At 75.3% G+C, this 17,576-nt stretch carries 15 protein-coding genes and 1 pseudogene; 11 read left to right on the top strand and 5 right to left on the bottom strand.

The annotated features are described in order from the left end of the window. Positions 1 to 46 precede the first annotated feature (46 nt). Entirely contained in the window at positions 47 to 514 is a 468-nt protein-coding gene (locus ACZ6O2_RS11445) for a hypothetical protein (protein ID WP_350703886.1), read from the top strand. Positions 515 to 698: 184 nt separating this feature from the next. On the opposite strand, the gene ACZ6O2_RS11440 is transcribed toward ACZ6O2_RS11445, so the two are convergent. After that, positions 699 to 1,649 (bottom strand): GNAT family N-acetyltransferase, encoded by a 951-nt coding sequence (locus ACZ6O2_RS11440; protein ID WP_466022776.1) that lies wholly within the window; start codon positions 1,647 to 1,649, stop codon positions 699 to 701. Positions 1,650 to 1,728: 79 nt separating this feature from the next. Here ACZ6O2_RS11440 and fdxA point away from each other — a divergent pair, with 79 nt between their 5' ends. The 6 genes from fdxA (at position 1,729) to ACZ6O2_RS11410 (ending at position 6,502) form a co-directional block, all read left to right on the top strand. Next, positions 1,729 to 2,055, top strand: coding sequence for a ferredoxin (fdxA, locus tag ACZ6O2_RS11435; RefSeq protein WP_089005361.1), 327 nt, complete (start codon positions 1,729 to 1,731; stop codon positions 2,053 to 2,055). Then, positions 2,052 to 3,158, top strand: coding sequence for a succinyldiaminopimelate transaminase (gene dapC, locus ACZ6O2_RS11430; protein WP_466022843.1), 1,107 nt, complete (start codon positions 2,052 to 2,054; stop codon positions 3,156 to 3,158). The genes fdxA and dapC overlap by 4 nt, the downstream gene beginning before the upstream one ends. A gap of 273 nt (positions 3,159 to 3,431) precedes the next feature. Continuing rightward, on the top strand, positions 3,432 to 4,043 hold the full coding sequence (locus ACZ6O2_RS11425; protein ID WP_350703882.1) for a hypothetical protein: 612 nt from the start codon (positions 3,432 to 3,434) through the stop codon (positions 4,041 to 4,043). Further along, positions 4,043 to 5,068 carry a prephenate dehydrogenase gene (locus tag ACZ6O2_RS11420; RefSeq protein ID WP_466022775.1) on the top strand — a complete coding sequence of 342 codons (1,026 nt, stop codon included), beginning with the start codon at positions 4,043 to 4,045 and terminating at the stop codon, positions 5,066 to 5,068. Before ACZ6O2_RS11425 ends, ACZ6O2_RS11420 begins: the two co-directional genes overlap by 1 nt. A gap of 142 nt (positions 5,069 to 5,210) precedes the next feature. Further along, positions 5,211 to 5,855, top strand: coding sequence for an SIMPL domain-containing protein (locus tag ACZ6O2_RS11415; RefSeq protein WP_350703879.1), 645 nt, complete (start codon positions 5,211 to 5,213; stop codon positions 5,853 to 5,855). Beyond that, positions 5,855 to 6,502, top strand: coding sequence for a nucleoside/nucleotide kinase family protein (locus tag ACZ6O2_RS11410; protein WP_466022774.1), 648 nt, complete (start codon positions 5,855 to 5,857; stop codon positions 6,500 to 6,502). The genes ACZ6O2_RS11415 and ACZ6O2_RS11410 overlap by 1 nt, the downstream gene beginning before the upstream one ends. A 31-nt stretch (positions 6,503 to 6,533) precedes the next feature. Here ACZ6O2_RS11410 and ACZ6O2_RS11405 read toward each other — a convergent pair whose 3' ends face one another. Together ACZ6O2_RS11405 and ACZ6O2_RS11400 are read right to left on the bottom strand one after the other, a co-directional pair. Beyond that, positions 6,534 to 9,161 carry a hypothetical protein gene (locus ACZ6O2_RS11405; protein ID WP_466022773.1) on the bottom strand — a complete coding sequence of 876 codons (2,628 nt, stop codon included), beginning with the start codon at positions 9,159 to 9,161 and terminating at the stop codon, positions 6,534 to 6,536. 103 nt (positions 9,162 to 9,264) lie between these two features. Next, positions 9,265 to 9,822, bottom strand: coding sequence for a sugar O-acetyltransferase (locus ACZ6O2_RS11400; RefSeq protein ID WP_466022772.1), 558 nt, complete (start codon positions 9,820 to 9,822; stop codon positions 9,265 to 9,267). Positions 9,823 to 9,918: 96 nt separating this feature from the next. Between ACZ6O2_RS11400 and ACZ6O2_RS11395 the strand changes: the two genes are divergently transcribed. Continuing rightward, positions 9,919 to 13,299: a S8 family serine peptidase gene (locus ACZ6O2_RS11395; RefSeq protein WP_466022771.1), complete on the top strand. Its 3,381-nt coding sequence runs from the start codon at positions 9,919 to 9,921 to the stop codon at positions 13,297 to 13,299. A gap of 51 nt (positions 13,300 to 13,350) precedes the next feature. On the opposite strand, the gene dapD is transcribed toward ACZ6O2_RS11395, so the two are convergent. After that, positions 13,351 to 14,307, bottom strand: a complete 957-nt coding sequence (dapD, locus tag ACZ6O2_RS11390; RefSeq protein WP_363706708.1) for a 2,3,4,5-tetrahydropyridine-2,6-dicarboxylate N-succinyltransferase — start codon at positions 14,305 to 14,307, stop codon at positions 13,351 to 13,353. Positions 14,308 to 14,437: 130 nt separating this feature from the next. On the opposite strand from dapD, the gene dapE reads away from it, so the two are divergent. Next, on the top strand, positions 14,438 to 15,511 hold the full coding sequence (gene dapE / locus ACZ6O2_RS11385; protein ID WP_350703868.1) for a succinyl-diaminopimelate desuccinylase: 1,074 nt from the start codon (positions 14,438 to 14,440) through the stop codon (positions 15,509 to 15,511). Between the two features lie 154 nt (positions 15,512 to 15,665). On the opposite strand, the gene ACZ6O2_RS11380 is transcribed toward dapE, so the two are convergent. Beyond that, entirely contained in the window at positions 15,666 to 15,830 is a 165-nt protein-coding gene (locus ACZ6O2_RS11380; protein ID WP_350703867.1) for a hypothetical protein, read from the bottom strand. Positions 15,831 to 15,985: 155 nt separating this feature from the next. On the opposite strand from ACZ6O2_RS11380, the pseudogene ACZ6O2_RS11375 reads away from it, so the two are divergent. After that, positions 15,986 to 16,825: pseudogene (locus tag ACZ6O2_RS11375) on the top strand (LOG family protein); the annotation flags it as partial. Positions 16,826 to 16,972: 147 nt separating this feature from the next. Then, entirely contained in the window at positions 16,973 to 17,518 is a 546-nt protein-coding gene (locus ACZ6O2_RS11370) for an LOG family protein (protein ID WP_350703865.1), read from the top strand. Positions 17,519 to 17,576 lie beyond the last annotated feature (58 nt).

Here is a 17,576-nt window from a genome sequence, read left to right as displayed (position 1 = left end):
CCAGGAAGCCCGCCGCGGAGGCGGGCGGTACGGCGGGAGGCGTGCGATGAGGGAGCGGTGGCGCGCGATCGGGATACTCGCGGTCGCGCTGTTCGGGGTCAACGTGGTCGCCCGGCTGGTCATCCGGTTCGGCTTCGACGGCGACGACACCACCGCCGCCGACCGGGTGTCGCTCGGGATGTTCGCGGTGATCGGGCTGGTGCTGGCCGTGGTCGCCTTCCTCTGGGGCAAACGTCGGCCGGTCGCCGCCTGGGGGTCCGACATGGCCGCCGCGGTCGGCGTCGCGCTGCTGCTGACGGTGCTGGTCGGGCCGCTGCTGGTCGGGGAGAACCCGTTCGGCGGGGGCGCGGGCACGTTCTTCGCCCAGATCTGGCTCTACCTCGCGGCCACCGGCGTCGGGGTGCTGCTCGGCTACCTGCTGCTCACGGCGCTCGGCCTCGACCACCGCTCGCAGTCCCTCAAGCGGTACGCCGAGCTGAAGGCCACCAAGCCCCGCAAGGTCGTCCGTCGCTGACCCGCACGCGGCCGCCGGTCCACGGGCGCGCGCCGGCCGCGCCGGGACCGGCCTGGGCGCTCGTGGCGACACCATGCCCTGTCCGGCCCTGTCGAGCTGCCCGCACAGATGGGGCACGGCACCCGCCCAGAGGGCGGGGCCCGAGGGCGGGCGCGACTCCGGCACGCGGCGGAGGGCGGTGCGGTCAGTGCGGGGCGGTGCGGGTGAGGTAGGTGTGGTGGGTGGTGAAGCCCAGGGTCCGGTAGAGGGCCACCGCCGGGGTGTTGCGCTGCTCGACCTGGAGGAAGGCGCGCGAGGCGCCGGTCGCGGCGCCCCAGTCCGCGAGCGCGCGGATGACCCGGCCCGCCAGGCCCTGCCGCCTCGCCTCGGGCCGCACCTCGATCACGCTGAGCCCGAGCCAGCGCCCCGACCCGGTGACCGTGCCGCGGCCGACGGCGACCAGCGCGCCGTCGGCGTACACGTGGGCGAAGCGGACCTGGCCCACGGCGGTGAGCACGTGCCGGGCGGCGTCCGGCAGGCCGCCCTTGCTGCCCGCGACGACGGCGAGCCAGTCGTCCGACGGCGTGGCAGCCAGCTCGACCGGCGGTGACCCGGCGGCTGCTGGCGGCAGCCCCGCCAGCGGCACGGTCTGCACCAGCACGGGCGGGCCGCTGCCCCAGCCCCGCGCGTCCAGTTCGGCGCCGACCGGGGCGGCGAGCGGCAGCGGGGTGTTGACCAGCGCCGGTTGGCCGAGGACGGCGTACCAGCGCTCCACCGCGTCGAGCGCGGCGGGCAGCGGCCGGTCCGGGTCGCCCACCGGCAGCGCCGAGTTGGCCCGGCCGGTCCAGCCGTCGGCGGCGCGCAGCAGCCAGTCCCCGAGCCGACCCCGGACGGCGGCGGGCCACGCCTCGTCGGCGGCCAGCTCCAACTCGATCACGGCCGCGGCGGTGGGCCGGCGGGTCGGCGGCACCCGCTTGGCCCGGTGCACCTCGGCCACCGGGACCCGGAGCCGGCCCTGCGTGGTGGCGAGAGTGAGATGAGTCTCGCTCAGCTCGACCAGCTCGCCGAGGGCGTCCGAGAAGAGGGGCCGGCCTTCGCGAATCCCCACAATCCGGCGAACCACGATCCGGTGTCCCACATCCTGCTGTCGGAGCACGATCGACCCCCTCCCCGGCGAGATACTAGGCTCTTACCGTCGCGGGTGATCGCGGCGTGTCTTGCGGAGGAGAAGACCGGTGACCTACATCATCGCCGAGCCGTGCGTGGATGTGCTCGACAAGGCATGCATCGAGGAGTGCCCGGTCGACTGCATTTACGAGGGCAACAGGATGCTCTACATCCACCCCGACGAGTGCGTCGACTGTGGTGCCTGTGAGCCCGTCTGCCCGGTCGAGGCGATCTTCTACGAGGACGACGTCCCGGAGCAGTGGAAGGACTACACCGGCGCCAACTACGAGTTCTTCGAGGACCTGGGCTCGCCCGGTGGCGCCTCGAAGATCGGCAAGGTGGAGAAGGACGCGTCCTTCGTCGCCGCGCAGCCGCCGCGCGGCGAGGGCCACTGAACCGCCCCGCGCCGGTCTCGTCGCGGCTGCCCGAGTTCACCTGGGACACCCTGGACGCCGCGGCCGCACTGGCCGCGGCGCACCCGGAGGGCCTGATCAACCTCTCCATGGGCACGCCGGTCGACCCGGTGCCCGAGGTGATCCGGCGGGCGCTCGCCGAGGCGTCCGACGCCCCGGGGTACCCGCTGACCGCCGGCACGCCGGCGCTGCGCGAGGCGATCGCCGCCTGGGTAGCGCGGGCCTGCGGAGCGGGCGTCGACGGCCTCGGCGTGCTGCCGACGATCGGCTCCAAGGAACTCGTCGCCTGGCTGCCCACCCTGCTCGGGGTGGGCCCCGGTGACGTCGTCGTGGTGCCGTCGGTCGCCTACCCGACGTACGAGGACGGGGCCCGGCTCGCCGGCGCCACCGTCGTGCGCGCCGACTCGCTGACCGCGGTCGGCCCGACCCCCCGGGTGCGCCTGGTCTGGGTCAACTCGCCGGGCAACCCGACCGGGCGGGTGCTGCCGGCGGCCCACCTGCGCAAGGTGGTCGACTGGGCCCGGGAGCGCGGCGCGGTGGTCGCCAGCGACGAGTGCTACCTGCCCCTGGGCTGGTCCACCGAGCCGGTCTCGGTGCTCTCGCCCGAGGTCTGCGGCGGGTCGTACGACGGCGTGCTGGCGGTGCACTCGCTCTCCAAGCGGTCCAACCTGGCCGGCTACCGGGCCGGGTTCGTCGCCGGCGACCCGGCGCTCGTGGCGGAGCTGCTCAAGGTCCGCAAGCACGCCGGCATGATCGTGCCCGCGCCCGTGCAGGCCGCGATGGTGGCCGCGCTGGGCGACGAGCGGCACGCCGACGAGCAGCGGGAGCGCTACCGGGCCCGGCGGGAGATCCTGCACGCCGCGTTCACCGGGGCCGGCTTCACGGTCGAGCACTCCGAGGCGGGCCTCTACCTCTGGCTGACCCGGGGCGAGGACTGCTGGGAGACGGTCGACTGGCTGGCCCGCCGGGGCATCCTGGCCGCCGCCGGCGCCCTCTACGGCCCGGGCGGCCGGCAGCACGTCCGGGTGGCGCTGACCGAGTCCGACGCGCACGTGGCGGCGGTCGCCGGCCGGCTGCGCGGCTGACCCCGCGCGACTGCGGCGCCCCCCGAAGCGCCCGCCGTACGACCGCGGCGCCCGCCGGGAGCGATGGGCTCGACGGGGTCGCCCGGGGTGCCCTCCGGGCGGTAGTCTGCCGCGGGCCTCGCATGTGATCTTGCGTCACGTCGCGGTCGTGCGCGCGCCCGGAGAGGTCGAGGTCGGGGGGCGTGGTGATGGACGGCGGTGCGCGGGTGGCCGGGAGCGGTCGGCCGGCCAGCGAGGCCGGGGCGTCCCGGTCCGGCGCGAGGGCGGGCTGAGGTGCGCTACCTGCACCCGCTGCTGCGGGACCGGAACATCGACGGCGTGCGGCAGGCGTCCCTGGCGACGGCCGCCGTGATCTTCGGCGTGCTGAACGTCGCCGTGCTCCGGCAGGCCGAGCTGCGCGACAGCGGGGCCAAGATACTGGCCGTGCTGGTGTCCGCGCTCAGCCTGGCCCTCATCGGTGGCGTGGTGCAGCGGCTGTTCCTGCTGATCTGGGCTCACCCGGTGCTGGGCCGGTGGGTCTACGAGTCGTCGTCGGGCACCTGGGGGGTGGCCCACATCGGCCTGCGCGGCGGTGAGCTGACCTACTCCGTCCAGCTCTACCGGACCGAGCAGGACGCCATGGCGGCGGTCCGCCGCGAGCCCGGGTTCGTCGCCCGCTGCTTCGCCACCGTCTCGTCCGTCGGCGTCACGTACGACAAGGGCCAGCTCGAACTCATCTACAAGATCGGTGACGCGCACGAGGACTACGCCCCGCGCAGCGGCATGCTGACCCTCACGCCGCTCGGCGAGCGGGAGATGAAGGGGTACTGGAAAAGCGATATCCTCGGCGCCGAAGCGAGTCGGGGCGTCCTCGACATGTACCGACCGAAACGCCGAGGTGCCTGATGCGTGAGAGACCCGGCGGGCCGTTGCGGGCCGCCGTGGTGGGCACCGGCCTGATCGGCGGGTCGATCCTGGTGCGGCTGCACGAGGCGGGCGTGGACGTCGCCGGCTGGGATCCCGACGAGGCCACCCGGGCGGAGGGACGCCGGCGGGGGATCGCCTTCCCCGACGAACTGGTCGAGGCGGTGCGGGACCGTGACCTGGTGTTCCTCTGCGGGCCACTGCCGACCCTGCCGGACGCCCTGGTCACCGTCGCCGCCCACACGCCCGAGGGCTGCGTGGTCACCGACGTGGGCAGCACCAAGGGCGGGTTGGCGGCCTTCGCCGTCGAGCGCGGCCTGACCGGCCGGTTCGTCCCCGGGCACCCGATGGCCGGCACGGAGCGGTTCGGGCTGACCGCCGCCGTGCCGGCGCTTTTCGAGGGAGCGGCCTGGGTGCTCTGCCCGGCGCCGGAGGGCATCGACGCGTTCCGGCTCCTGGCCGGCCTCGTCGTGGACGTCTTCGCGGCCCGGGTGGTGCCGATGTCCCCGTCCGTGCACGACGCGGTGGTGGCCCTGTCGTCCCACGTCCCCCACCTGCTGGCCGGCAGCCTCGCCGGGGCGGTGGCCCGGTCGGACGTCCGGGACGCCGTGCTCGGGCTCGCCGCGGGCAGCTTCCGGGACGGCACCCGGATCGCCGGTACTCCCGCGAAGCGGACCGCGGACATGTTGTTTCACAACCGCGAGCAGGTGGTCCGGCAGCTCGACCGGGTGCGCGCCTTCCTGGACGAGTTGTCGGCGGCATTGGTCCGCGACGACCTGGACGCGCTTGTCGAGGGCTACCGGCAGGCCCGCGACCTGCGGACGGCCCTGCTCGACCGGGACCTGCACGCGTCCCGGCGGGAGTTCCCGACGAGCGGGGACCACGCCGACGAGATCGCGTACCTGCTGGCGCTGGGCGAGGCGGGCGGGCACCTCACCGGCTGCCGCGTCGGCCCCGGCACCGTCGCCTACACCGGCCACCTCCCGGAACCCGCCGGCCCCGCCTGACCGGGCCTCCCGCAGCGTCCCCTGCGCCTGCAAACCGGTGCCGAGGACGCCTCGGCGCGCCACGGCACGTCGGCCGGTGGTCGCCCGCGTCGCTTCCCGCGCGGGGCGGGCGGGCGGACTGGAGCGCGGTTAGGGTGAGGGCATGGTGGACGGGCCGGTGGTGGCGGTGCGCGGCGAGGCGTACCGGGAGGTCCCTCCCGAGATCGCCCGGTTCACGGTGACCGCCACGGCCCGCGACCGGGACCGGGAGGCCACCCTGACCCGGCTGGCCGAGCGGGCCGCCGCCGTCCGGGTGCTGCTCGACGGCTACGGCCCCGCGATCGACCGGCGGGAGACCGGCGAGCTGCGGGTCCGGCCGGAGACCCGGCGCTCCGGCGAGCGGGTGGTCGCGTACCACGGCAGCGTGGCGACCACCGTGACGGTCAGCGACTTCACCGCGCTCGGCGACCTGATGCTGCGCCTGGCCGACCAGGACCAGGTCGAGGTGGCCGGGCCGTGGTGGTCGCTGCGGCCGGACAGCCCGGCCCACCGGGAGGCCCGGCACGCCGCGATCGCCGACGCGCTGTTGCGCGCCCGCGAGTACGCGGAGGCGCTCGGCGCCCGGGTGACCGCCCTGATCGAGCTGGCCGACGCGGGCGCGGCGGAGCGGCCCATGATGAGCCGGATGGCGTACGGGACGGGCGGCGCCGAGGGCGGGCCGCCGGAGCTGGAGCTGGACCCGCAGCCGCAGACCGCGCAGGCGGCGGTGCAGGCGCGGTTCGCGATCAGCGAGCCGGTTCTCGGCTGATGACGACCGCCCGGGTCGTCGGGGTCGACGAGTTGGTCGCGCGGGCGCGCGCCCTCGCCGACGCCGGCCCGCGTCAGCTGCTCGGCATCGTGGGGGCGCCCGGCGCGGGCAAGTCCACGCTGGCGGAGCGGATCGTCGAGGCGGTCGGCCCCGCCGCCCGGCTGGTGCCGATGGACGGCTTCCACCTGGCCCAGGCCGAGCTGCACCGGTTGGGCCGGGCCGAGCGCAAGGGCGCCGTCGACACGTTCGACGCCAACGGCTACGTCTCGATGCTGCGGCGGCTGCGCCGGCTGGAGCCGACCGCCGTCTACGCGCCGGCGTTCCGGCGGGACCTGGAGGAGCCGGTGGCCGGGGCGATCGAGGTGCCGCCGTCGGTGCGGCTGGTGGTCACCGAGGGCAACTACCTGCTGCTGGGCACGCCGCCCTGGGACGAGGTGCGGTCGTTGCTGCACGAGGCGTGGTTCCTCGACCTGGACGCCGAGCTGCGGCTGCGCCGGCTGACCGCCCGGCACCAGGCGTACGGGCGGTCGGCGGAGCAGGCCCGGGCGTGGGCGACGGGCAGCGACGAGGCCAACGCCGCCCTGGTGGCGGGCACCGCGCACGCCGCCGACCTGGTCGTCCGGCTCGACGAGCCGCCGCCGGCCTGACCCGCGCCCTGCCCACCGCCGCCGGTCGGGGTCAGCCGGTGCCGCGCCGGGGCGCCGGCACGCCCCGCCGCAGCAGCGAGGCCACCCGCGAGCGTTCCCGCTGGAACTCGGCCGCCTCCGGATAGCCGCTGTGGTTGCGGATCGGCGGGTCGGCCACCTCCCCGTCGCTGGGGTGCAGCGCCTCCGGGTCGCGTACGGCGACGTCGCGTTCCCCCGCCGTCACCTGCCAGCCGAGGGGGTCGGTGGCCCGCCAGAAGTTGGTCCAGCGGGCGCGCCCACCGGGGGGCGTCAGCGCGTCGGCCAGCACCGGCAGCCGGTCGGGCCCGAAGTACGCCGGGAAGACCCGCCCGTAGAGCCGGGTGAGCTGGCAGCCGTAGGAGAAGTACCAGATCCGCCGGCGCGCCCGGGCGGGGAGCTGGAGGATCACCGCGGCGCAGATCACCGTGCCCTGGCTGTGCCCGGAGAGGATGATCCCGTCCACGGCCCGGGGGTCGTGCTCGTCCAGCGCCAGCAGCCCCGCCGCGCGGGTCCGCAACTCGGGCACGGCCCGCTCGGCGTAGCTGGGCGGGGCGAGCGGGTGCGCGGCCCGGGGCCAGAAGGTGCCGACGTCCCAGAGCACGCCGACCGAGCGGCGGACGAGGTCGTTCCGGTAGACCAGCAGACCCACGGCGCCGACGAGCACAGGCAGCCAGCCGAGCAGCCGGTCGCCCACGCCGGAGATCCACTCGACCACGGCGGCGCCGCCGGTCGCCGCCGTGGGGTGGGGCTGGACGCCGGAGAGCGCGGCGGCGTAGCCGAGGGTGACCAGCACCCCGGCTGCGGCGGCGTAGCGACCGACCAGCCGCACCGCGTGCTCGCCGACCAGCCGGTGCAGCGCCCGCCAGGCGCTCACCTGCCGGCAGCGCCGCAGGTCGTGGCCGGAGAGCCGGTGACCGGCGGGCACCAGCTCCGCGTACTCGTGGCGGCGCAGGCGGAGGAAGAGCAGGCCGGCCCGGGCGGCCGTGGCGACGAGCGTGAGCAGGGCGACGGCGAACGCGAGCCCGGCCCAGGTCACCGGGACCGGGGGCGCCACGGGGGAGACCGCGTCGGCCGTCGCGCCGCCGCCGAGCCGGCCGGTGACCCAGTAGAGCAGGCCGGCGCAGTAGGAGACGCAGAGCACCCAGCCGAAGCCGGCGATGAGCGCCGGGGCCCGGCCGCCCCAGGCCAGGTCGGTGTGGGGCTCCAGCGGCTGCCGCTCGGCCGGCGTCGGCACGCGCGGCAGCAGCAGGCCGGTCGCGGCGAGCGCGACGACCCCGACGGCGAGCATCCATACCTCCAACGGCGGGGGCGCGGGCGGGATCCCGGGCAGCCGGCCCGCGATCCAGGCGACGCCGAGGGCGAGCAGCAGGGCGGCCGCCGCCGGCGCGGCGAGCGCCCGCCGCCCCGACCGGCTCACCGACCCGATCGCGATCAGCAGCAGCAGTTGCCCGGTGCCGAACCAGGCGACGACGCGGTCGACGCCGGGCAGCGACCGGTCGGCCGGGCACGGCGGCGCGGCGGGCTGCCGGCCGCAGCCGGGCACCCGGCGCAGGTCGGCCAGCGGGGTGCCCGCGGGCCCGTCGGGCAGCAGCAGGATCAGCAGGGTGCCCGCCAGCCCGGCGCCGGTGAGCACGATGACCGCCACGCTCCAGCGGCCGAGCGGGGCGTGGCCGGCGCGCCGGGTCAGCCAGGGCCGCGCGAGCGCCACGACCGCGATCAGCACCGCGGCGGCGAGCGCGGCCACGGTGGGCCAGGCGACGGCGGCCCGGGCGCCGCGGGGCGGGTCCATCGTGAGGACCGCACCGAGTGGTACGGCGGCGGCCACGACGGCGCCGGTGCAGAGGTGCAGCACGGCCGCACGGCGCAGTTGCCCCTCCCCGGCCCAGAAGGTGGGGTGCTGGAGCGGGTTGCCCAGCGGGCCGGATGGCGGCTCGGGCGGCGGTGGCTCCGGCGCGGGCCGCGCGGGCTCCTCCGTCGGGGTTCCGTCGGGCGGCCGGGCGCCGGCGAGGGGGACCGGCTCGGCGGGCATCTGCGCCTCGTACTGGTAGGTCCGCCAGCTCACCAGGCCGAGCAGGGCCAGCACGCCGAGCGGTGCGAGCAGGCCGACGGCGAGGGGCCGCGCGCCCTCGCTCCACCAGCCCTGCCCGAGGAACTCCCAGGGGCCGGGGATCCGGCGCAGGCAGTCCTCGTCGACGCACTGCCAGCCCACGAGGTCGACCCCGACGCCGGTGAAGGTGAGCGCGAGCGTGCCGGTGAGGCTCAGGCAGAACAGCCGGATCAACCAGGCGGTGACCCCCGGCCGGCCGGCCGGGCGTTCGTCGTCCGGGTCCGCCGGGATGCCCGGCCGGGCGTGCAGCGCGACGTTGGCCAGGGTGAAGGGCAGCAGCAGCGTCCACAGCGCCCGCTCCACGTCACGCGCGGTCCGCCCGCCGGAGGTCAGCTGCCCCCAGCTGTACGCCTCGACGACGACGGGGTCGTCCGGCCCGGCGGCGGGGGAGCGGTAGAAGCCGGTGACCGGGTCGCCCGCGACGCGCCAGGGTGGGGGCGGGTCGGCCCCCGGCGCGGGCCGCAGGCCGAGGATCTGGCCCGGGGGCGTGTTGGAGACCCCGTGCACGCGCAGTTCGAGCACCCGACCGATCATCCCCGCCTCCTGGTGACGACGTCACCACCCACAGTGCCGTGGGCGGGGTCGTCCGCGCCAGTCGCGGATGGACGTTTGTGCAGGTGGTGGGCTTGATCGGGGGTCAGTCGAGCTGGCGTACGACGCGAGCCGGATTACCCAGCGCGACGACGTTGGCCGGCAGGTCCTTCGTCACGACGGCACCCGCGCCGACGACGGTGTTCTCCCCGACGGTGACGCCGGCGAGCACGATCGCGCCGCCGCCGAGCCAGACGTTGTCGCCGATGGTGATCGGCTTGGCCGCCTCCCACTTGTCACGGCGCGGCCCGGGCTCGACGGGGTGGGTGGGGGTGAGCAGCTGCACGTTCGGTCCGATCTGGACGTCGGCGCCGATGATGATCGGGGCGACGTCGAGGAAGACCGCGTTGAAGTTGACGAAGCTGCGCGGCCCGATCCGGATCTGCCAGCCGTAGTCGCAGTAGAAGGGCGGTCGTACCCAGGTCTCCTCGCCCACCTCGCCGAGCAGTTCGCGCAGGGCCGCGAGCCGGCCCTCGGGGTCGGCCACGGGACTGGTGTTGAAGCGTTCCATCAGTCGCGCGGCGCGGTCCAGGTCGGCGACGATCTCCGGCTCGTTGGCGATGTACGGCTCGCCGGCGAGCATGCGTTCCTTCATGGAGGTCACCGGTCGATCATCCCGGAAGGCGGTGTCTCCGTTGGCTGCTCCGTCATCATCGCGTCTTTATTCTGCATACCCGGTATGTAAACATGATGACTGTCAATGCGCGTCTCTCCACAGGTAGTAACGCCCGACGAGGAGGATCCGTTGCAGCGAAGAAGAAAACTGGCCGGTCTCGGTCTCGTGCTCGGTCTGGTGCTCGGCACCCCGGGGCTGGCCGTGGCCCAGGCGCCCGCCGGCCCTGCCGTCCGTCCTGACCCGACCGCCGGCCGGGGTGCCGTCGCCCCGGCGCCGCAGCCGGGCAGTCGTCCCACCACCGTCACCCTGATCACCGGGGACCGGGTCACCGTGACCGGCGCCGGGGCGAGCGTGCGTCCCGGGCCGGGGCGCGAGAAGATCCGCTTCCTGACCCGCCGCGAGCAGGGCCGGCTCAGTGTCGTGCCGCAGGACGCGGTGGCGCCGATCCAGGCGGGGCGGGTCGACCGGCGGCTGTTCGACGTCACCGGGCTGATCGAGGCCGGCTACGACGACGCCCGCCGCGACGACCTGCCGGTGCTGTTCACCAGCGGGTCGGGCGCCGCCCGGCGTGCGGCGGCGCCGGCCGGGGTGACCGTCACCCGCGAGTTGTCCGCCGTCCGCGGGGTCGCCGCGACGGCGGCCAAGGACCGGGCCGGCGAGGTGTGGGCGGCGGTCACCGCCGCCGGGGCGCGGGTCGGCGCGGCGGGGGGTGTCGACCGGATCTGGCTCGACGGCCGGCGGCGGATCACCCTCGACCGCAGCGTGCCGCAGATCGGCGCGCCGGCCGCCCACCAGGCCGGTCTCACCGGCCGGGGCGTGCGGGTGGCGGTGCTGGACACCGGGCTGGACGCCACGCACCCGGACCTGGCCGGCCGGGTGGCGCAGGCGCGCAACTTCACCGAGGAGGCCGTGGCCGGCGACGTGGTCGGGCACGGCACCCACGTCGCCTCGATCATCGCCGGCAGCGGCGCCGCCTCCGGTGGCCGGCACCGGGGCGTGGCCCCCGACGCGACGCTGCTCGACGGCAAGGTCTGCGAGACGTACGGCTGCCCCGAGTCGGCGATCCTCGCCGGCATGCAGTGGGCCGCGGTCGAGCAGCGGGCCGACGTGGTCAACCTGAGCCTCGGCGGCTTCGACACGCCGGAGGTCGACCCGCTGGAGGAGGCCGTCAACGCGCTCACCGCGCAGACCGGCGCCCTCTTCGTGATCAGCGCCGGCAACGACGGCACCTTCGCCCCGGTCAGTTCCCCCGGCACCGCCGACGCCGCCCTCTCCGTGGGTGCCGTCGACCGGGACGACACCCTCGCCGGCTTCTCCAGCCGCGGCCCCCGGGTCGGCGACGACGCGCTCAAGCCGGACATCACCGCCCCCGGCGTGGGGATCGTCGCGGCCCGCAGCCGGGACGGGGTGATCGGCGAGCCGGCCGGGGACGGGTACGTGGCCCTGTCCGGCACGTCCATGGCCGCGCCGCACGTCACCGGCGCGGTGGCGCTGCTCGCCCAGCAGCACACCGACTGGACTGCCGGCCGGCTCAAGGCCACCCTGATGGCCTCGGCGCAGCCCCACCCGGAGCTGACCGCGTACGAGCAGGGCGCCGGGCGGGTCGACGTGGCCCGCGCGATCGGTCAGACGGTGACCAGCGACCCGGCCAGCGTCTCCTTCGGCCGGGCGCTCTGGCCCCACCACGACGACGCCCCGATCACCCGCACGGTGACCTGGCGCAACGACGGCCCGGCCGCGGTCACCCTGGACCTGGCCGTCGAGGTGACCCGCCCGGACGGCGAGCCGGCCCCCGCCGGCATGTTCACCCTCGGCGCCGACCGGGTCAGCGTGCCGGCCGGCGGCACGGCGAGCGCCACCGTCACCGCCGACACCCGGGTCGCCGGGCCGGACGGCCACTACACCGGCCGGGTCGTCGCCCGCTCCGGCGACACGGTGGCGGTCACCCCGCTGGCCGTGCACCGGGAGGTGGAGAGCTACAACGTGACGGTCCGCCACCTGGGCCGGGACGGCGCGGCCGTCGGCGAGCACGGCACCACGCTGGTCTCGCTGGACGAATTCGCCACGTACGACCTGTACGACCCGGACGGCACCGCCGAGCTGCGGCTGCCGAAGGGCCGGTACGGACTGAACAGCCTCGTGTTCGAGGTGGACGGCGAGCAGTTCGCCGGGGTCACGCAGATCGTCCAGCCGGAGCTGGTGGTCGCCGGGGACACCCGGGTCACCGTGGACGCCCGGCAGGGCAGGCCGATCCGGATGAGCGTCCCGCAGGGTTCGGCCACCACGGTGCTGGTCGACACCGGCGCGAACTTCCTCGTCGACGAGGGCAGCTACGGCTTCGGCCTGCTGGCCTTCGACTTCGACGGTCTCTTCAGCGCCGGTCTCGGCCGGTCGGTGTCGGGGGAGCGTTTCGTCGCCACGATCAGCAGCCAGTGGGCCGACCGGGAGGCCGCCAGCAGCCCCTACCTCTACGCCCTCAGCGAGGCGACGCCCGGCCGGATGCCGACCGGCTTCGTCCGGGACTACCGGGCGAAGGACCTGGCCACCGTCACCCACCGGTTCCGGGCCGCACCTTCCGGGCTGGTGACCGAGCGGGTGGTCTTCCCGCACCTGGAGCCCGACGTCGGCGGCTGGGCGGTCATCCTGCCCACCGCGGCGCCGGGGCAGCGGGTCGAGCACTACAACACGCGGGGCGTGCGCTGGTCCTCGGAGCTGAACTTCGGGGTGCCGACCGAGGAGGGCTGGACCGACGTCAAGGCGGTGCTCGTCTCCGAGGAGCGGAGCCTGCGGGCCGGCCGGCACCACCGGGAGAGCTGGAACGGCGCGCCGTACGGGCCGTCCCTCCCGGGGGCCGGGATCACCCGCCGGGGCGACCGCATCGAGGTCGGCGTGCCGTTGCACAGTGACGCCGAGGGGCACCCGGGCGGCTCCGTAGCCGACACCGCCCGCACCGCCCTCTACCGCGACGGGGTGCTGGTCGGGGAGACCCCGGAACCGGCGTACGGCCGGTTCGAGGTGCCGCCCGGCGCGGCGGACTACCGGCTGGAGGTGCTGTCGAAGCGGAGCTTCACCGACCTCGCCACCGAGGTCGCGGCGACGTGGACGTTCCGGTCCCGGCACGTCGCCGGGGACGACCCGGCCGCGCTGCCGGTGTCGGCGATCCGCTTCGCGCCCCGGCTCGACCAGGACCACGCGGCGCCGGCCGGGCGCACCTTCGCCATCCCGGTGCTGGTGCAGCGGCAGCCTGGCGCACCGTCGGCCCGGGTGGCCGCGTTGACCGTCGACGTCTCCTACGACGGCGGGAAGACGTGGCAGCGGGCCCGGGTACGGCCCGGCGGGGACGGCTGGACGGCCACCGTCGAGCACCCGGCCGGCGCCGGACACGTCTCGCTGCGGGCCACCGCCCGGGACACCGCCGGCAACACGGTCACCCAGCGCGTCATCCAGGCGTACCGCCTGCGGTGAGGCGTACCCCCTCCGGGTCCGCGGCCGACCGCGGGCCCGGAGGGGCGGCCGTCAGTCGTTGGCGTGCAGGGCGGCGTTCAGTTCGATGCCCCGGCCGGTGCGCTGCTTCGCCTCCAGCGCCCCGGTGACCGAGTTGCGCCAGAACAGCAGGCCGTCCACGCCGGAGAGCTCGCGGGCCTTGACCACCCGGCCGTCCGGCAGCGTGATCTTCGACGCGGCGGTGATGTAGCACCCGGCCTCGACCACGCAGTCGTCGCCGAGGGAGATCCCGACACCGGCGTTCGCGCCGATCAGGCTCCGCTCGCCGATGCGCACCTTCTCGGTGCCGCCGCCGGAGAGGGTGCCCATGATGGAGGCGCCGCCGCCGATGTCGGAGCCGTCGCCGACCAGCACGCCCTGCACGATCCGCCCCTCGACCATCGAGGTGCCGAGCGTGCCGGCGTTGAAGTTGACGAAACCCTCGTGCATGACCGTGGTGCCGGCGGCGAGGTGCGCGCCGAGCCGCACCCGGTCGGCGTCCGCGATCCGGACACCGGAGGGCACCACGTAGTCGGTCATCCGGGGGAACTTGTCCACCCCGTGGACGGCCAGGTGGCGGCCGGCCGCCCGCTCGATGACCCGCAGCTCGTCCACCCGCTCCGGCGGGCACGGCCCGGCGGAGGTCCACGCGACGTTCGCCAGCTTGCCGAAGATGCCGTCGAGGTTCAGCTCGTTGGGACGCACCAGGCGGTGCGAGAGCAGGTGCAGCCGCAGGTACGCGTCGGCGGCGTCCTTGATCGGGTCGTCCAGCGAGCCGATCACGGTGACCACCTGGACGGTACGCAGCCCGGGCAGCGCCCGGTCGCCGACCGCCCCCGGCGGCAGGTCCAGCACGTCCGCCTCGTCCTCGCCGGCGACCAGCGGCAGCTCGCCGAGCCCCAGCTTGCCGGTCGGGTACCAGGTGTCGAGCACCTGGTCGTCAGCGGTCACGGTGGCCAGGCCGATGCCCCAGGCGGATTCGGACGTCACTGATTCACCTCTCGTTCGTGGCTGCGGGTCGCCGGTTCCCCTCGCGCCCCCGCGCGGCCGCGTCCCACGCCGGTCGCCCGGGGAACGCTCGCTCCTCGCGCTCACCCGACCTGACGGTACCGTGCGAACCATGGAGAACCCGCTGACCCCCGAGGTCCTGGCCGATCCGGTGGCCCTGACCCGTGCGCTGGTCGACATAGAGTCCGTGTCCCTCGACGAGAAGGCCATCGCCGACTGCGTGGAGGAGGTGCTGCGGGGCGTGCCGCACCTGACCACCTACCGGCACGGCAACACGGTGATGGCGCGGACCGACCTGGGTCGGGACCAGCGGATCGTGCTCGCCGGCCACCTGGACACGGTGCCGCTGAACAACAACTTCCCGTCGAGCATGCGCGGCGACCTGATGTACGGCTGCGGCACCTCCGACATGAAGTCCGGGGTGGCGTACGCGCTGCACCTGGCGGTGACCCTGCCGGACCCGCGCTACGACGTGACGTACTTCTTCTACGAGGCCGAGGAGATCGAGTCGAAGTACAACGGCCTCTTCCTCGTCGCCGAGGCGCACCCGGAGTGGCTGGAGGCGGACTTCGCGGTGCTGCTGGAGCCGACGTACGGGATCGTCGAGGCGGGCTGCCAGGGCACCATGCGGGTGATCGTCACCACCACCGGCGTACGCGCCCACTCGGCCCGCTCGTGGCACGGGGTGAACGCGATCCACGCGGCGGGCGAGGTGCTCGACCGGCTGACCCGGTACGAGGCGCGGCGCGTCACCATCGACGGCTGCGACTACCGGGAGGGGATGAACGCGGTCCGCATCAACGGCGGCGTGGCCGGCAACGTGGTGCCGGACCGGTGCGAAGTCGAGGTCAACTACCGGTTCGCGCCGGACCGTACGCCGGCCGAGGCCGAGGCGCACGTGCGGGAGGTCTTCGCCGGCTTCGACGTGCGGGTCACCGACTCGGCCGCCGGTGCCCCGCCCGGGCTGGAGGCGGCTCCGGCCCGGGAGTTCCTCGCGGCGGTCGGTGCCGCCCCGATCGGCAAGCTGGGCTGGACGGACGTGGCCCGGTTCGCGGCGATGGGCATCCCGGCCCTGAACTTCGGCCCCGGCGACCCGAACCTGGCCCACCACCCGGACGAGCACGTCGAGATCAGCAAGATCCGGGACGGCGCCGCCACGCTGCACCGCTGGCTCGCCCCCGCCTGACGGCCTCCTGGGCGGTCGTCCCGGCGCCTGCCGGCCGCCCGCCCCCGGTGGTCGCCCCATGTGCGACCGGGAGGCCCGCGTCGGCCGGGCGGTGCCCGGTGACGCGAACCTCCCGGTCGCGGGTCGTCGGTGCGGTCGGACGGTGCTGGTGCGGTCAGACGGTGGCGGACGCGTCGGCGGTGGGCCGGGCGTCGGCCGGACCGCCCTGGTCGGCGGCGGACGGCTCCATCAGGCGGGCGCGGCGGCGCTCGGCCACCACGTCGCGGATCCGGCGCTGCATCTGTCGCCGGATCCGGATCATCTCGCTGTTGCTGATCACGCTGGCTCCTCCCCCGAAGGCGCGCGCCGGGGCATACCCGGTATGTGAATAGTAAGACGTACGGGCGACCGAATTAGTTGCCCATGATCCGGAACTAATTTCCGGGCTCGTCGCCCCGCGCACCCGGCGGGTGTCGCTCCACTACGGTTGCTCCCATGGGTCAGAGCAACGGGCGGGAGGCCGGCCGCGAGCCGGGACGGGAACGGCACCGGGGGGCCGTGACACTGCGTCGGCAGGCGATCCCGAGCAGCACCGCCGACCAGCGCCTGCTCGACTCGCGGGGGCGCGGCGACTGGAAGACCAAGGACGCCTGGCGGGCCCTGCGCATCCTCTCCGAGTTCGTGGAGGGCTTCGACACCCTCGCCGACCTGCCCCCGGCGGTGAGCGTCTTCGGCTCCGCCCGCAGCCGGCCGGAGAGCCCGGAGTGCCGGCTGGCCGAGGCGCTGGGCGGGGCCCTGGCCCGGGCAGGCTACGCGGTGATCACCGGCGGCGGGCCGGGCGTGATGGAGGCGGCCAACCGGGGTGCCAGCGAGGCGGGCGGGCTATCCGTCGGGCTCGGCATCGAGCTTCCCTTCGAGCAGGGCCTCAACGACTGGGTCGACCTGGCGATCGACTTCCGCTACTTCTTCGCCCGCAAGACGATGTTCGTCAAGTACGCGCAGGCGTTCGTCGTGCTGCCCGGCGGGTTCGGCACCATGGACGAGCTCTTCGAGGCGCTCACCCTGGTGCAGACGGGCAAGGTCACCCGGTTCCCGGTGGTGCTGATGGGCGCCGACTACTGGCGTGGCCTGCTCGACTGGTTGCGCGACACCATGGCCGCCGACGGCAAGATCGGGTCGATCGACCTGGAACTGATCTGCGTGACCGACGACGTCGACGCGGCGGTCCGGCACATCGTGGAGGCCGAGGCCTCGCTCTCCGCCGAGCAGGAGGCGGTCCGCGAGGAGGCCGTGGCCGTCGCCGCCGCCGAGCAGCAGGCCGCCGCGACGGCCGGGGCGGCGACCGGCGGCGGGTCGACCGGCGGCGCCGACGTGCCCGGCGACGCCACGTCGCGCGGCGGTGCGTCGGGTGGCGATGCGTCGGCCGGGGCCGCGTCGGCCGGGCCGCGCCGGGCGGGCGACGCGAGCGGGGAGCGCTGAGGCGTGGCGGCGATCTGCGTGTTCTGCGCCTCCTCCCGTACGCTCGACCGCCGCTGGCTCGACCTCGCGGCCGAGACGGGCGCGGAGATCGCCCGGCGTGGGCACACGCTGGTCAGCGGGGGTGGGTGCGTCGGCATGATGGGCGCGTTGGCGGACGGCGCGCGGGCCGCCGGCGGGCGGACGATCGGGGTGATCCCGCAGTCGCTGGTCGACCTGGAGGTCGCCGACCTGGCGTCGGACGAGCTGCTCGTGACCGACTCGATGGCCAGTCGCAAGACTCTGATGATCGACAAGTCGGACGCGTTCCTCACACTGCCCGGCGGCCTCGGTACCCTCGACGAGCTGTTCGAGGTCTGGACGACGGCGACGCTCGCCCTGCACGCCAAGCCGATGGTGCTGGTCGACACCGACGGCTTCTACCGCCCGATGCTCGACTGGCTGCGCGCCCTGGCCGACCAGACCTTCCTCAAGCCCGCCGGGCTCGACCTGCTCACCGTGACCGACACGGTCCCCGCCGCCCTGGACGCCCTCGAACTCCGCCTGACCTGAGCCACCCCCACCCTCCTGCGTGCCGCGCGGGGCGGGGTGGCGAGGTGGGGGTGTCGTA

The sequence above is a fragment of the Micromonospora sp. NPDC048040 genome, from assembly GCF_055587185.1.
Note: the sequence above shows the minus strand (reverse complement) of the source record. Positions and strands in the feature narration are given on the sequence as shown.